Below are 14,921 nucleotides of genomic sequence, written 5' to 3' on the forward strand. Positions count from 1 at the left end.
CTGGCTGGCGTGGCTTCTTGCCCTTGCCGCCACCGCCCTTGCCCGCTTCCTTGCGCTCCTTGGCCGCCTGCTGATTACGCGCAAACGCTTCGGCCTTGGCCTTTTCGCGCTTGTCCCACGGCTTGCTGCCATCGCTGCCACGCGGTGGCAGGCCCGTGTGCTGGGTCAGGATTTTCTGGTCCTTGCCCACTTTGTGGCTGCCCGACGGGGTCGAGTTCTTGCGGCGCGCGCTCTGGTAGCTGTCGGTCTGCGGCTGGTGCGCCGGAATCAACTGGTGCTTGCCAGGCCCGATCAGGTCGGCGCGGCCCATGCGCTGCAGCGCTTCGCGCAGCATTGGCCAGCCTTTCGGGTCGTGGTAGCGCAAGAATGCCTTGTGCAGACGGCGCTGCTCGTCACTCTTGACGATTTCCACACCTTCGCTCTTGTAGGTCACCTTGCGCAGCGGGTTCTTGCCCGAGTGGTACATGGCGGTGGCCGAGGCCATCGGCGACGGGTAGAACGCCTGTACCTGGTCGGCACGGAAGCCGTTGCCCTTGAGCCATAGCGCCAGGTTCATCATGTCTTCGTCGGTGGTACCCGGGTGCGCGGCAATGAAGTACGGGATCAGGTACTGCTCTTTACCCGCTTCTTTCGAGAACTTCTCGAACATGCGCTTGAAGCGGTCGTAGGTACCAATGCCGGGCTTCATCATCTTGTCCAGCGGGCCACGCTCGGTGTGCTCCGGGGCAATTTTCAGGTAGCCACCTACGTGGTGGGTGACCAGCTCCTTGACGTATTCCGGCGACTCCACGGCCAGGTCGTAGCGCAGGCCCGAGGCAATCAGGATCTTCTTCACCCCTGGCAGGGCGCGAGCCTTGCGGTACAGCTCGATCAGCGAACTGTGGTCGGTGTTGAGGTTCTCGCAGATGCCAGGGAACACGCACGAGGGCTTGCGGCAGTGCTTTTCGATGTCGTGGCTCTTGCACGCGATGCGATACATGTTCGCAGTCGGCCCGCCAAGGTCGGACACCACGCCGGTGAAGCCTGGCACCTTGTCACGCATCTCTTCGATTTCGTGCAGGATCGACTCGTGCGAGCGGTTCTGGATGATGCGGCCTTCGTGCTCGGTGATCGAGCAGAAGGTGCAGCCGCCGAAGCAGCCACGCATGATGTTGACCGAGAAACGGATCATCTCGTAGGCCGGGATACGCGCCTTGCCGTACGCCGGGTGCGGTACACGGGCGTAAGGCATGCCGAACACGTAGTCCATTTCCTCGGTGCTCATCGGAATGGGTGGCGGGTTGAACCACACGTCCACGTCACCGTGTTTCTGCACCAGTGCACGGGCGTTGCCCGGGTTGGTCTCCAGGTGCAGCACGCGGTTGGCGTGGGCATAGAGCACCGGGTCGTTACGCACCTTCTCGAACGATGGCAGGCGGATGACCGACTTTTCCCGCGTGACCGCCGGGCTGTCGAGAATCTGTACCACCTTGGCTTCGTTCGGGTCTTCCTGGTCGCCCTTGGCCTGCTCGATGGCACAGGCCTGGGTGTCCTGGGTGTTCACGTAGGGGTTGATGATCTTGTCGACACGGCCTGGGCGGTCGATGCGGGTCGAGTCGATTTCGTACCAGCCCTGCGGCGTATCACGGCGCACGAAAGCGGTGCCGCGCACGTCGGTGATGCTTTCGATGCTTTCGCCACTGGACAGGCGCTGGGCCACCTCGACCACCGCCCGCTCGGCGTTGCCGAACAGCAGGATGTCGGCGCTGGCGTCGATCAGGATCGAATGGCGAACCTTGTCCTGCCAGTAGTCGTAGTGGGCAATGCGACGCAACGATGCCTCGATACCGCCGAGTACGATCGGTACATGCTTGTAGGCTTCCTTGCAGCGCTGGCTGTACACCAGGCTGGCGCGGTCTGGTCGGCTACCGGCGAGGCCGCCAGGGGTGTAGGCGTCGTCGGAACGGATTTTCTTGTCCGCGGTGTAGCGGTTGATCATCGAGTCCATGTTGCCGGCGGCCACGCCGAAGAACAGGTTGGGCTCGCCGAGCTTCATGAAGTCGTCTTTGGACTGCCAGTTCGGCTGGGCAATGATGCCCACGCGGAAACCCTGGGCTTCCAGTAGCCGGCCGATGATGGCCATGCCGAACGAGGGGTGATCGACGTAGGCATCCCCGGTCACGATGATGATGTCGCAGGAATCCCAGCCGAGCAGATCCATCTCCTCCCTGCTCATTGGCAGGAAAGGTGCTGGCCCGAAGCATTCGGCCCAGTACTTGGGATAGTCGTAGAGTGGTTTGGCTGCTTGCATGTCAGTGACCGGTTCTGGTGTGCAGGAAAATCGCGGGCGCGAAATATAGCACAAATTTTGACCAAATCCGACTGGATTCGTGGGGGATTGGTGGGTGGGGTGACGGTTGGCTGACTTGGGGGTTGTAAGGGTGCCAGGTGTTCACCGCAACATTTTCAGCGCCTTGGCCAGCGGGCGCACCGCACACCTTGTAGGAGCGGCCTTGCGTCGCGATGGGCTGCGCAGCAGCCCCAGGATTCAGTGCAAATGCAAACAGTGTGGGGGCTGCTGCGCAGCCCATCGCGACGCAAGGCCGCTCCTACAGTGAGTTATTCATCATCATCGAAGTTGTACATGCCCGGCGCGAGGTTTTCGAAGCGGGTGTACTTGCCGATAAACGCCAAACGGACAAAGCCGATCGGGCCGTTACGCTGTTTACCGATGATGATTTCCGCCACGCCCTTGTGCTCGGTCTCGGGGTGGTACACCTCGTCGCGGTACACGAACATGATCACGTCGGCGTCCTGCTCGATTGCACCGGACTCACGCAAGTCGGAGTTCACCGGGCGCTTGTTCGGGCGTTGTTCCAGCGAGCGGTTCAGCTGCGACAGGGCGATGACGGGGCAGTTGAATTCCTTTGCCAAGGCTTTGAGCGAGCGGGAAATCTCGGAAATTTCGTTGGTGCGGTTATCACCGGCCGAACCCGGAATCTGCATCAGCTGCAGGTAATCGACCATGATCATGGCGATTTCGCCGTGTTCACGGGCCAGGCGGCGGGTGCGCGCGCGCATTTCCGAGGGGCTGATGCCCGCGGTGTCGTCGATGAACAACTTGCGATCGTTGAGCAGGTTCACCGCCGAAGTCAACCGCGGCCAGTCATCGTCGTCCAGCTGGCCGGAACGGACCTTGGTCTGGTCGATGCGGCCCAGCGACGACAGCATACGCATGATCAGCGACTCACCTGGCATTTCCAGCGAGAACACCAGCACGGCCTTGTCGGTACGCAGTACGGCGTTTTCCACCAGGTTCATGGCAAAGGTGGTCTTGCCCATCGACGGGCGGCCAGCAACGATGATCAAGTCGGCCGCCTGCAGGCCGCTGGTCTTCTCGTCCAGGTCGGTAAAGCCCGTGGATACACCGGTAATGTCGCTGTCGGAGTTGAACAAGGTGTCGATACGGTCGATGGCCATGGTCAACAGCTCGTTGACCCCCACCGGGCCACCGGTTTTCGGCCGGGCCTCGGCAATCTGGAAAATCTGCCGCTCGGCATCGTCGAGGATTTCTTCGGCGTTGCGCCCTTGCGGGTTGAAGGCGTTGTCGGCGATGTCAGTACTGATGCTGATCAGCTGGCGCAACGTGGCGCGCTCGCGAATGATCGCGGCATAGGCCTTGATGTTCGCCACCGACGGCGTGTTCTTGGCCAGTTCTGCCAGGTACGCCAGGCCGCCAACTTGCGAAGACAGGCCTTCCTTGTCCAGTTGCTCGTGCAGGGTAACCACGTCGAATGGCTGGTTGGCGTCGGCCAACTTGTGCACGGCACGGAAGATCAGGCGGTGGTCATGCCGATAGAAATCGCCGTCCGATACCTGATCCAGCACCCGCTCCCAGGCGTTGTTGTCCAGCATCAGGCCACCGAGCACGGCCTGTTCGGCCTCGATGGAATGCGGCGGCACCTTGAGGGCTGCGGTTTGCAGGTCTAGCTGTTCGGAAGTGGTGATCTCGTTCATGGCCACGAAAGAATTCTGGAGGACGAAAAAGACAAAGGGCACGGCCTGTAGGAAACAGGACCGTGCCCGATGTTAACTGCCTGGCTCGCAGGGAGCCAGCCAGTCAGCGCAGCTTAGGCAGCTACGACAACCACACGTACAGTGGCTTCAACGTCGCTGTGCAGGTGCACAGCTACGTCGTATTCGCCAACCTGACGGATAGTGCCGTTCGGCAGACGAACTTCAGCTTTGGCCACTTCAACGCCAGAGGCGGTCAGGGCGTCAGCGATGTCGTGGGTGCCGATCGAACCGAACAGCTTGCCTTCGTCGCCAGCGGTGGCAGTGATGGTCACTTCCAGCTCGGCCAGTTGGGCAGCGCGGCTTTCAGCCGAAGCTTTCTTGTCAGCGGCTGCTTTTTCCAGCTCGGCACGAACGCTCTTCGAACGCAGCCAGGTTGGCGGCGTTGGCAACGGTGGCCTTGCCGAATGGCAGCAGGAAGTTACGGCCGTAACCAGCCTTAACTTTTACTTTGTCGCCCAGGTTGCCCAGGTTAGCGACTTTTTCCAGCAGGATCAGTTCCATTTGGTAAAACCTCTTAACTTTTAACCTTCACCGTTCGCGGAGTCATTCCCCTTGGGGGACTTGCGACCGCGAAAATCAATCAGGCTGTCGACAATGGCCAAGACCACCAGCAACGGATAAATCAGCTGCATGATCAGCGGCAACGTCACGTACATGCCCACCAGCCAGAAACCGGCCAGTCGCCCCTGTGCCACCAGCCCGTGCATCAACGCGATGCCGGCCAGCACCAGTACCAGGCTGGAAGCCGATGCCAGAATGATGAACTGCGGACCGATAAACGGCGCCACCACCATCACTGCCACCAAGACCGCCATGGTCTGTTTCGGCAACTTCAGCTCGCGAAACTCGCGACCGAAGCCTCCAGGGTTGTACAACGCTGCTTGCCAATAGCGCGCCAGCATCAACGCCAGCACACTGAACAATTGCACCGTCACTGCTGTGGAGGCGACCAGCACAGGGCGGATCAGCTCACCGGAGAGCACGGGCTCCCCTTCGATTTTCGGCATGGCTTCGGCAAACGCCTTGGCCAGCATATCGAAGGTCTGCGCCAGCGCCAGATCAAGCACGAGGCTGAAAGCCACGGCGAACACGGCACTGGCGAGCAACACCCGGCTCCAGGGATGCTCGGCACGCAACATGGCGGCCAAGGCCAGGGCACCCGCAATCACCAGAAAGGTGATGGGATCGCCCATGACCCACACAGCCAGCCCGGCGAGCAAGCCGCCGACGATGACCGATGTAGCATCCCTGAACCCACGCCGCAGCAGCACAAGGCTGCCGGCAGCGGCACTCAACCAGAACAGCAGCGGCAGTACCGCGCTGATGACCACCACCAGGGTGGCCTGCATACGACCGCGCATGATGAAACTTGCTAACGCTCGCATGCTAATCCCTTACTGCTTGTCGACGACCCGGTCTCAGCGGCCGTGGCTGTCGGTGTAGGGCAGCAGGGCCAGGAAGCGGGCGCGCTTGATAGCGGTAGCCAGCTGACGCTGATAACGAGCTTTGGTACCGGTGATACGGCTTGGAACGATCTTGCCGGTTTCGGATACGTAAGCTTTCAGGGTGTTGAGATCTTTGAAGTCGATCTCTTTCACGTCTTCAGCAGTGAAGCGGCAGAATTTACGACGACGGAAGAAACGTGCCATTTAATAGGCTCCTCTAAAGGTCCGTGGATTACTCGTCAGCGTTATCGCTGGAGTCGCTGTCATTGCTGTCGTCGCCTTCGGCGGAGTCAGCATGCTCAGGACGCTCGCGACGCTCACGGCGCTCGCTGCGGTTCTCTTCAGCCTTCAGCATCTCGGACTGGCCGGTAACGGCTTCGTCACGACGGATGACCAGGTTACGGATCACGGCATCGTTGTAGCGGAAGTTGTCTTCCAGCTCGGCCAGGGCCTTGCCGGTGCACTCAACGTTCAGCATCACGTAGTGAGCCTTGTGAACATTGTTGATTGCGTAGGCCAGTTGACGACGGCCCCAGTCTTCCAGGCGGTGGATTTTGCCACCATCTTCTTCGATCAGCTTGGTGTAACGCTCAACCATGCCGCCGACTTGTTCGCTCTGGTCCGGGTGAACCAGGAAGATGATTTCGTAATGACGCATGAATGCTCCTTACGGGTTAGTAGTCTGCCAGTGAATCTGGTCAGACAAGGAGTGAATGACACTGTATGTCTTGCACGGAGGGGAGGCACATGAGCGCCTGCCAGCTCGGCAAGGGGCGCAATTGTAGAGAAGGCGTTGCGCACAAGCAAGGCAATTGGCGAATATTTGAACAGCCTGAAACATATTCACATGGCGTCAAGCCCCCTTCGCGTGCACGCCCGCTCCCACAGGAAAGCTGCGTTGCCAGAGGCAGCAGCGAACCTGTGGGAGCGGGCATGCCCGCGAAGGGGCCGTTACAGGCTGAAGATCAGCGCTTGGCCTGGCGCTGACGCACGGCCTCAAACAGGCACACGCCCGTGGCGACCGATACGTTAAGGCTGCTGACGCTGCCACTCATCGGCAATTTCACCAGGAAGTCGCAATGTTCGCGGGTGAGGCGGCGCATGCCCTTGCCTTCAGCGCCCATGATCATCACCAGCGGCCCGGTCAGGTCTTGCTGGTAGATCTCCTGCTCGGCCTCACCCGCGGTGCCGACCACCCACAGGCCACGTTGCTGCAATTTCTCCAGCGTACGCGCCAGGTTGGTGACAGCCACCAGCGGAATGACCTCGGCAGCGCCGCAGGCCACCTTGCGCACCACCGGGGTCAGGGTGGCCGACTTGTCCTTGGGCACGATCACTGCCGTGGCGCCGGCCGCATCGGCAGTACGCAGGCAGGCGCCGAGGTTGTGCGGGTCGGTCACACCGTCCAGCACCAGGATCAGCGGCGGGGTTTCCGTGCGCTCGAGCATCTCTTCGAGCATCAGTTCGCCCCACACCTGGCTGGGGCTGACCTCGGCGACAACGCCCTGGTGCACCCCCTCGACCCAGGCATCCATTTCGCGGCGCTCGGCCTGGCCAACCGCCACGCGGTTTTCCGCGGCCAGTGCCAACAGCGCCTGCAGGCGTGGCTCGCTGCGCCCTTCCGACAGCCAGATCTGCTTGACCCGCTTCGGATGGTGCTGCAGCAATGCCTGCACGGCGTGCACGCCGTAGATCTTTTCCAGCTGACTCATGACTTGCTCTTGCTCTTGCGTGGCGCACCGGACTTCGGTGGGCCTTTACGGTGCTTGGTCGGTTTGCCAGTGGCCTTGCCACCTTTGTCCGACTTGCTGCTGGCGTGGCCGCCCGTGCGCGCCTCGCTCATCAGCGCCTTTTTCATCTCGCGGCTCTTGCGCACTTCGGCATTACGCTGCACGGCGTCTTTCGGGAAGTAGGCTTCGGCGGCTTCGCTTTTACGGCTGCGCGGCTTGGGCGTGGCCTTCGCCTCGCTCAGCGGCGGCTGCTCGGCCTGGTCAGCTGCTGGCGCGGCGCCGCGCTGCTTGCGACCGATAGGTGCCGCCAGGGTCGACTGGGCCACTTCGAAGTCAATCTTGCGCTCGTCCAGGTCTACCCGCATGACCTTCACTTCGATGGTGTCGCCCAGGCGGAAACTGCGCCCGGTGCGCTCGCCGGACAGGCGATGGTGCACCGGGTCGAAGTGGTAGTAGTCGCCCGGCAGCGCACTGACGTGCACCAGGCCTTCCACGTAGATGTCGGTCAACTCGACGAACAGGCCGAAGCCGGTCACGGCGGTGATCACACCCGGGAAGGTCTCGCCCACGCGGTCTTTCATGAACTCGCACTTGAGCCAGTTGACCACGTCGCGGGTGGCTTCGTCGGCCCGGCGCTCGGTCATCGAGCACTGCTCACCCAGTTGCTCGAGGGTGTTCTCGTCGTACGGGTAGATGCGCGCCTTGGGAATGCTCATGGCACCAGCCCGCTTGACGTGCGGGGTGTCGACCTTGGAGCGGATGATGCTGCGAATGGCGCGGTGCACCAGCAGGTCCGGGTAACGGCGGATCGGCGAGGTGAAGTGGGTGTAAGCCTCGTAGTTGAGGCCGAAGTGGCCATTGTTCTCGGTGCTGTACACGGCCTGGCTCAGCGAGCGCAGCATCACCGTCTGGATCAGGTGGAAGTCCGGGCGCCCGGCGATGCTCGCCAGCAGGGCCTGGTAATCCTTCGGCGACGGGTCCTTGCCTTTGTGCAGGCTGAGGCCCAGTTCGCCAAGGAAGGCGCGCAGTTTTTCCAGGCGCTCCGGCGGCGGGCCGTCGTGCACACGGTACAGGGCTGGCACGCTGTGCTTCTGCAGGAACTCGGCAGTGGCCACGTTGGCAGCCAGCATGCACTCTTCGATCAGCTTGTGGGCATCGTTGCGCACGGTCGGGCGGATTTCCGCGATCTTGCGCTCGTCACCGAAGATGATGCGGGTTTCCTGGGTCTCGAAGTCGATGGCGCCACGGGTGTGACGCGCCTCCACCAGCACCTTGTACAGGTTGTACAGGTTCTTCAGGTCTGGCACGACCGCCTTGTACTCTTCGCGCAGCGCCTTGCCTTCACGGGTGCGCGAGTGCTCGAGCATGCTGCTGACCTTGTTGTAGGTCAGGCGGGCGTGGGAGTGGATAACGCCTTCGTAGAACTGATAGTCGACCATCTGGCCGGCCTTGTTCATGGTCATTTCGCAGACCATGGCCAGGCGATCAACATGCGGGTTCAGCGAGCACAGGCCGTTGGACAGCTCCTCGGGGAGCATCGGCACCACGCGCTCGGGGAAGTACACCGAGTTGCCGCGCTGCTGCGCTTCGACGTCCAGGGCCGAACCCAGGCGTACATAGCTGGACACGTCGGCAATGGCCACATACAGGCGCCAGCCACCAGAGAACAGGCGCAGCTTGCCCAGCGGCTCGCAATACACGGCGTCGTCGAAGTCGCGGGCGTCTTCACCGTCGATGGTGACGAACGGCAGGTGACGCAGATCGATGCGCTTCTCTTTGTCCTTGTCTTCGACTTCAGAGCGGAACTTGCGCGCTTCCTTGATCACGTCCTTGGGCCACACATGGGGGATATCGTAGCTGCGCAGGGCAACGTCGATTTCCATGCCGGGGGCCATGTAGTTGCCAATGACCTCCACCACGTCGCCTTGCGGCTGGAAGCGCGGGGTAGGCCAATGGGTGATCTTGATCTCGACGAACTGGCCGATCTTGGCACCACCGTTGCGCCCCGCAGTCACCAGCACTTCTTGCTGGATCTTGGGGTTGTCGGGGGTCACGTAGCCGATGCCGCCTTCTTCGAAGTAGCGGCCGACCACGCTTTCGTGGGCGCGGGAGATGACCTCGACCAGCACGCCTTCGCGACGGCCGCGGCGGTCCACGCCGGACACGCGCGCCAGGCCGCGGTCACCGTCGAACACCAGGCGCATCTGCGACGGGCTGAGGAACAGGTCTTCGCTGCCGTCATCTGGAATAAGGAAACCGAAGCCGTCGCGGTGGCCAGAGACGCGGCCGCAGATCAGGTCCAGCTTGTCTACCGGGGCATAAGTGCCGCGCCGGGTATAGATAAGCTGGCCATCGCGCTCCATGGCACGCAGACGGCGGCGCAAGGCTTCGATCTGGTCTTCTTCATACAGACCAAACTCTTTCGCCAGCTCCTCGCGTGCGGCGGGCTCGCCACGGTCGGCAAGGCGTTGCAGGATCAGCTCACGGCTGGGAATGGGGTTATCGTATTTTTCCGCTTCGCGAGCGGCCTCGGGATCGAGGGATTGCCAATCGGCCATCAGAAGGGGTTCACCTTGGGGTATATAGATAGGAATTCTGGCATAGGCGTATTGAAACCGGAAATGTCGGCCTTGGACAGCCCCCGCTGCAGTGCGTAAACAGCAGGAATAGGCCAGTGGAATCAACAAGTTGAAATTTTTGAATTTTTTTTTGCCAAGGGGGTTTACAGCCCCCCAAGCCGTCCGTATAGTGCGCACCACAACGACGGACTAGCCCGAAGTTGTAATAGAGATTAGCGGCGCTGTAAAGCACCAAATAATCTCGAATGTGTGCCCAGGTGGCGGAATTGGTAGACGCGCTGGTTTCAGGTATCAGTGACCGCAAGGTCGTGGAAGTTCGAGTCTTCTCCTGGGCACCAAGTATTTCAAGTAACAGATGACCAAGGATCTGTTACTACTGTGTGAAAGCGAACGATTTTCGCCTTCTCCAGATGATGTAAAGCTTTGCCCAGGTGGCGGAATTGGTAGACGCGCTGGTTTCAGGTATCAGTGACTTAACGGTCGTGGAAGTTCGAGTCTTCTCCTGGGCACCATACAAAAACCCACTAGCTTGCTAGTGGGTTTTTTCTTGCCTGCGATTTTTGTACCCTCCCCCACCCCTTGCACCATGGTCTGACGATGAATTTATCGTCACCCGGCCACATGAGAAACGATTTCGTTTACCATTGTTTCCAAATATGTTGCCGTAAGCGAGGAAGTACCCGCATGACGATCCGCCCGCAACCGCTGATGCGTACCTTGGCCGCCGCCGTGCTGAGCCTGGTCATCGGCGCTCCGGCCGCCATGGCTGACGCACCGGTCACCCTGACCATGTACAACGGTCAGCACAAGGAAATCGGCGAAGCCATCGCCAAGGCCTACGAGGCCAAGACCGGTATCCACATCAATATCCGCAAAGGCAGCAGCAACCAGCTGGCCAGCCAGATCATCGAGGAAGGCGATCGCTCGCCGGCCGACATCATCTACACCGAAGAATCGCCACCGCTGAACAACCTGGGCGAGCTGGGCCTGCTGGCGAAGATCGACGACGCCACGCTGAACATGCTGCCCAAGGAATATGTGGCTGCCAACGGCACCTGGATGGGCGTTACCGCGCGCACCCGCGTGGTGGTCTACAACCCGAAGAAGATCGACGAGAAAGACCTGCCGACCACCGTCATGGACTTCGCCAACCCTGACTGGGAAGGGCGCGTAGGCTATGTACCGACCAGCGGTGCGTTCCAGGAGCAGGCCGTTGCCATCCTGAAGATGCACGGGCGTGAAGCCACCGAAGAATGGCTGACCGGCCTGAAGGCCTTCGGCAAGACCTACACCAACAACATGGTCGCGCTGAAGGCCGTGGAAAAAGGCGAAGTGGCTGCCGTACTGGTGAACAACTATTACTGGTACGCCCTGGAGCGTGAGCGCGGCAAGCTCGATTCGAAACTGTACTACCTGGCCGACGGCGACGCCGGCAATCTGGTGACCATCTCGGGCGCCGCGGCCGTGAAGGCCAGCAAGCACCCGAAAGAGGCCCAGGCCCTGCTCAACTGGATGGCCAGCGAAGAAGGCCAGCGCGTGATCACCCAGACCACCGCGGAGTACCCATTGCACAAAGGCATGGTTTCGGACCGCGGCCTGAAACCGTTCGATGAACTGCGCCCGCCGAAGATTTCGCCAGCTGACCTGGGTAATGCCGAAGAAGCCATCGAGCTGGAACGCGAGGTCGGCCTGCTCTGATGACCGCCGCCCTGTCCACCCCGCTGCCGGTACGGTTCGTACCGCGCCGCAAGCGCCCTTCGATCTGGGTCGTGCTGCCTGTGCTGTTCCTGGTGGCGATGAGCTTGCTGCCCCTGGCCTATGTGGCGATCAAAGCCTGGGAAGCCGGCTGGCACGAAGCCCTGTACCTGCTGTGGCGGCCCTTTGTCTGGGGGCTGATGCGCAATACCCTGCTGCTGATGGTCGGTGTAACGCTGACCTGCATGGTGGTCGGTCTGGCGCTGGCCTGGCTGCTGGAGCGCAGCAACCTGGCCGGTCGCCGGCTGTGGGGGGTGGTGCTGTGCCTGCCGTTTGCCGTACCGTCGTTCGTCAGCAGCTTCACCTGGGTATCGCTTAGCTCGGACTTCGAAGGGTTGGGCGGGGCGATCATGGTCATGGCCCTGTCCAAGTACCCGCTGGTGTTCCTGCCGGTGGCCGCGACCCTGCGCAATCTCGACACCTCCCTGGAGGAGTCGGCGCGCACCCTGGGTTGTAGCCGCTGGGGCGTATTCACCAAGGTGACCCTGCCCCTGCTGTGGCCGTCGATGCTTGGCGGTGCCCTGCTGATTGCCCTGCACATGCTGGTGGAGTTCGGTGCGCTGTCGATTCTCGGCCTGCAAACCTTCACCACGGCGATTTACCAGCAGTTCGAACTGGAGTTCAGCAACGCCAACGCGGCCATGTTGTCTGCCGTCCTGTTGGCGATGTGCCTGGTGATGCTGTGGCTGGAGCTGCGCGTGCGCGGCAAGACCCGCCATGTACGCATCGGCCAGGGCGTGGCACGCCGTGCACAACCGGTGCGGCTGCGTGGTTGGGCGGTGCCGGCGCAGCTGTTCTGCCTGGGCCTGGCAGTGCTGGGCAGCGGCATTCCCCTGGCGATGCTCGGCTACTGGCTTGGCGTAGGTTCGTCAGCGGCATTCCCGGTGTCGGCCATTTCCAAGGCGCTGTTCACCTCACTGTCGGTGTCACTTGGCGGTGCCGGCTTCTGCGTGCTGTTGGCGCTGCCGATCAGCTTCCTGGTGGTGCGCTACAAAGGCCGCCTGGCGATCTGGGCCGAGCGCCTGCCGTACCTGCTGCACGCCCTGCCCGGCCTGGTGATCGCCCTGACCCTGGTGTTCTTCGCCTTGCACTATGTGCCGGCGCTGTACCAGACCACGGCGCTGTTGCTGCTGGCCTATGCACTGCTGTTCCTGCCGTTGGCGCAATCGCCGGTGCGCACCGCGCTGAACAAGGCTTCGCCAACGCTGGAAGAAGCTGCGCGTACGCTGGGTGCGAGCAGTTTTGCCGCGTTCTGCCGGGTGACCCTGCCGATTATCTTCCCGGCCATGGCGGCAGCGTTTGCCCTGGTGTTCCTGGATGCCATGAAAGAGCTTACGGCAACGCTGCTGCTCAGCCCGACCGGCATGACCACCCTGGCGACCGAGGTGTGGGCGCATACGGCAAACGTCGAGTTCGCGGCGGCGGCGCCTTATGCGGCATTGCTGATTGTGGTGTCGGGGTTGCCGGTGTATTTGCTGACTACGCGGATGTATCTGAACAAGGCTTGAAAGCTTGCCCAGGCTGCCATGTGGCCTGGGCACAAGCCTGAGTACTTGAGACTTCATCACAAGTTCACTTTAAAACTCCCACCAGCCAGTTGAAAGCAAAGAACAAGGTCGTCGACACTACAAGCCCCATCCAAGACGGCAACAAAACTCTTTTAATAGGCCTTGGAAAATTCTCGAGATCTGAAACATCTGCCACACCTTTTCGAACAAACAACCCTGGAATCATCAGCATATTTGCCGCCAGGCAAGTACGCATTAATTTTCCAACAAGACCAGCCGCTGAAAAGTTTTCCCTGTTACTCTGAATATACTTGCATTTCGCTAAAGCTTTTTCGATAGCCTCTATAGATCGACAAGCTAAGTAAACCATCACACACACGCTGATTGCCATACAAGCGAGCAGGATAGACGCGATTATCGTCAAAGCTACGGCACTCATTCTCGCGCTCTTCCTTCAGGCCCGGCTGACACTATACCCCGGTGCCTGGCACTGCACTAGTAGGTAACTAACCAAGACTATTGTGCGAAATTCCTTACAAATTTAACGATGAAGACAGCTCGCTTCTGCTCACCGCAGGCTCCAGCCGAAAACTACTAATAGCCTACCAATTTCAACCACACCCAAAGACCAATGAGCGATAAAAAAACAGCCACATGAACAAACCACAAGCCAACTAGCATACGCCGCAAACCACCAGGAAACCTCTTTACATCCTGACGATCCAGAAGGCCTTTACGAATACAAATCGCCCTCATCGACAACATGACGGACGCCGAACCGGTACGCATCACTTTACCTAGCAAGCCGGCGGAGCTAAAAATCCTTTTGTTACCCGAAACCATTGAACTATTAGAAAGCAACGATTCTATGTAATTTACATAACGAACTGAAATATAAATCCACACAAATATGACTATAAACATAGCTACCATCAAAGGAAGACCTAACCACCTCGTGTCGAAGCTAGTCATTGCGGCACCTCATATAACAACTCACCAACCATCTCACCGATATCACCTACGGCCGTACCGCCTATAGCACCACCAACAGCAAGGTATCTGCTCCAGCCGTCGCTCACAGCGCCAGCTCCCATGGAAGCATGGGCGAGCAGGCTTTTCAAAAACTCGTAGTTATCCAGAAGAAAGTCATCTACCCCTGCGCCGTTAATCTCAAGCTGATGATGTATTCCCGCCGCCTTCGCCATCAAGAGTGCTTCATGACCTGTGCACATGGGCGTGCTGGGATCACCAACAATCACAAGCTCCCCGCCGACAACCACACCATTGGCGATATGTGCATTCAGCACATCAAACTTGGCCCGCTGATTGGCCGACATGGGCGTGCCAGCCTTCAGCGACTCATACGATTGCGCCTGAGGATTGATAAAGCTGCGTGCCTCGGACATGGTCGCACCTCACGCGTACTTCTTGTTGTTGATGCGGTCCCAACCCCCAGTGACATTACCGCCGGCGCTGCCATCGAGACGTTTCTGCCGGGTGTAGGTTGTCTTGATGCGGCCGTAGTTCAATTGAATCACTTCTATCGGCACCCCGGCGCTGGCGCTCTGGGCGTAATCGGCGATGATCACTTCTTCGAGAACGACTTCGTAGTACTTGAGCTTTTCGGTACCGGCACGGCACACCACTAGCTTCACTTCCTTCAGGTGCTGGCCGGCACAGCTGGCCTCGAGCAGCTTGCAGCTGGCTCTGTCCAGATACTTGGTGAAGGTGAAATTGCTGAGTACGCAGATTTACTCGAACAAAGCTTGAAATCAAGTCCAGGCTGTTGGTCAGCCTGGACCACCATCAGACTTCACGCTATCTGATTCCCATAGCAACTAATTTGGA

At 60.1% G+C, this 14,921-nt stretch carries 11 protein-coding genes, 2 tRNA genes and 3 pseudogenes; 4 read left to right on the forward strand and 12 right to left on the reverse strand.

The window, feature by feature from the left end:
* From G1E_RS20090 to rnr, 8 genes and pseudogenes are all read right to left on the reverse strand, one after another.
* Positions 1-2,290, reverse strand: a 2,290-nt coding sequence (locus tag G1E_RS20090) for a YgiQ family radical SAM protein (protein ID WP_033690018.1), incomplete at its 3' end; no start/stop codon positions are given.
* Between the two features lie 308 nt (positions 2,291-2,598).
* Positions 2,599-3,996: a replicative DNA helicase gene (gene dnaB, locus G1E_RS20095; RefSeq protein WP_009681285.1), complete on the reverse strand. Its 1,398-nt coding sequence runs from the start codon at positions 3,994-3,996 to the stop codon at positions 2,599-2,601.
* 113 nt (positions 3,997-4,109) lie between these two features.
* Positions 4,110-4,557: pseudogene (gene rplI, locus G1E_RS20100) on the reverse strand (50S ribosomal protein L9).
* Positions 4,558-4,577: 20 nt separating this feature from the next.
* Positions 4,578-5,441 carry a hypothetical protein gene (locus G1E_RS20105; protein ID WP_029887882.1) on the reverse strand — a complete coding sequence of 288 codons (864 nt, stop codon included), beginning with the start codon at positions 5,439-5,441 and terminating at the stop codon, positions 4,578-4,580.
* A 33-nt stretch (positions 5,442-5,474) separates the two neighbouring features.
* Positions 5,475-5,705: a 30S ribosomal protein S18 gene (gene rpsR / locus G1E_RS20110; protein ID WP_003249563.1), complete on the reverse strand. Its 231-nt coding sequence runs from the start codon at positions 5,703-5,705 to the stop codon at positions 5,475-5,477.
* A gap of 28 nt (positions 5,706-5,733) precedes the next feature.
* Positions 5,734-6,159, reverse strand: coding sequence for a 30S ribosomal protein S6 (gene rpsF / locus G1E_RS20115; protein ID WP_003249557.1), 426 nt, complete (start codon positions 6,157-6,159; stop codon positions 5,734-5,736).
* A 307-nt stretch (positions 6,160-6,466) separates the two neighbouring features.
* Positions 6,467-7,213, reverse strand: a complete 747-nt coding sequence (rlmB, locus tag G1E_RS20120) for a 23S rRNA (guanosine(2251)-2'-O)-methyltransferase RlmB (RefSeq protein WP_009681289.1) — start codon at positions 7,211-7,213, stop codon at positions 6,467-6,469.
* The gene (gene rnr, locus G1E_RS20125) at positions 7,210-9,789 is read right to left on the reverse strand and encodes a ribonuclease R (protein WP_009681290.1); all 2,580 of its coding nucleotides are present in this window, start codon (positions 9,787-9,789) and stop codon (positions 7,210-7,212) included. Before rnr ends, rlmB begins: the two co-directional genes overlap by 4 nt.
* A 272-nt stretch (positions 9,790-10,061) precedes the next feature.
* On the opposite strand from rnr, the gene G1E_RS20130 reads away from it, so the two are divergent.
* From G1E_RS20130 to G1E_RS20145, 4 genes are all read left to right on the forward strand, one after another.
* Positions 10,062-10,148 (forward strand) — tRNA-Leu (locus G1E_RS20130).
* A gap of 87 nt (positions 10,149-10,235) precedes the next feature.
* Positions 10,236-10,322: transfer RNA gene (locus G1E_RS20135), tRNA-Leu, on the forward strand.
* 172 nt (positions 10,323-10,494) lie between these two features.
* A complete protein-coding gene (locus G1E_RS20140; RefSeq protein ID WP_009681291.1) occupies positions 10,495-11,508 on the forward strand; it encodes an extracellular solute-binding protein in 1,014 nt (337 codons plus the stop codon).
* Positions 11,508-13,073, forward strand: coding sequence for an iron ABC transporter permease (locus G1E_RS20145; protein ID WP_009681292.1), 1,566 nt, complete (start codon positions 11,508-11,510; stop codon positions 13,071-13,073). Before G1E_RS20140 ends, G1E_RS20145 begins: the two co-directional genes overlap by 1 nt.
* 64 nt (positions 13,074-13,137) lie before the next feature.
* On the opposite strand, the gene G1E_RS20150 is transcribed toward G1E_RS20145, so the two are convergent.
* From G1E_RS20150 to G1E_RS20165, 4 genes and pseudogenes are all read right to left on the reverse strand, one after another.
* Complete coding sequence (locus tag G1E_RS20150; protein ID WP_033690019.1) at positions 13,138-13,512, reverse strand: hypothetical protein; 375 nt, start codon at positions 13,510-13,512, stop codon at positions 13,138-13,140.
* 155 nt (positions 13,513-13,667) lie between these two features.
* Positions 13,668-14,045 carry a hypothetical protein gene (locus G1E_RS20155; RefSeq protein WP_033690021.1) on the reverse strand — a complete coding sequence of 126 codons (378 nt, stop codon included), beginning with the start codon at positions 14,043-14,045 and terminating at the stop codon, positions 13,668-13,670.
* An 80-nt stretch (positions 14,046-14,125) separates the two neighbouring features.
* Positions 14,126-14,479 (reverse strand): annotated as a pseudogene (locus tag G1E_RS20160) (hypothetical protein); the annotation flags it as partial.
* Positions 14,480-14,488: 9 nt separating this feature from the next.
* A pseudogene (locus tag G1E_RS20165) lies at positions 14,489-14,815 on the reverse strand (Hcp family type VI secretion system effector); the annotation flags it as partial.
* Between the last annotated feature and the right edge of the window lie 106 nt (positions 14,816-14,921).

It is taken from the genome of Pseudomonas sp. TJI-51, assembly GCF_000190455.2.
In the GTDB taxonomy this organism is placed as follows: domain Bacteria; phylum Pseudomonadota; class Gammaproteobacteria; order Pseudomonadales; family Pseudomonadaceae; genus Aquipseudomonas; species Aquipseudomonas juntendi.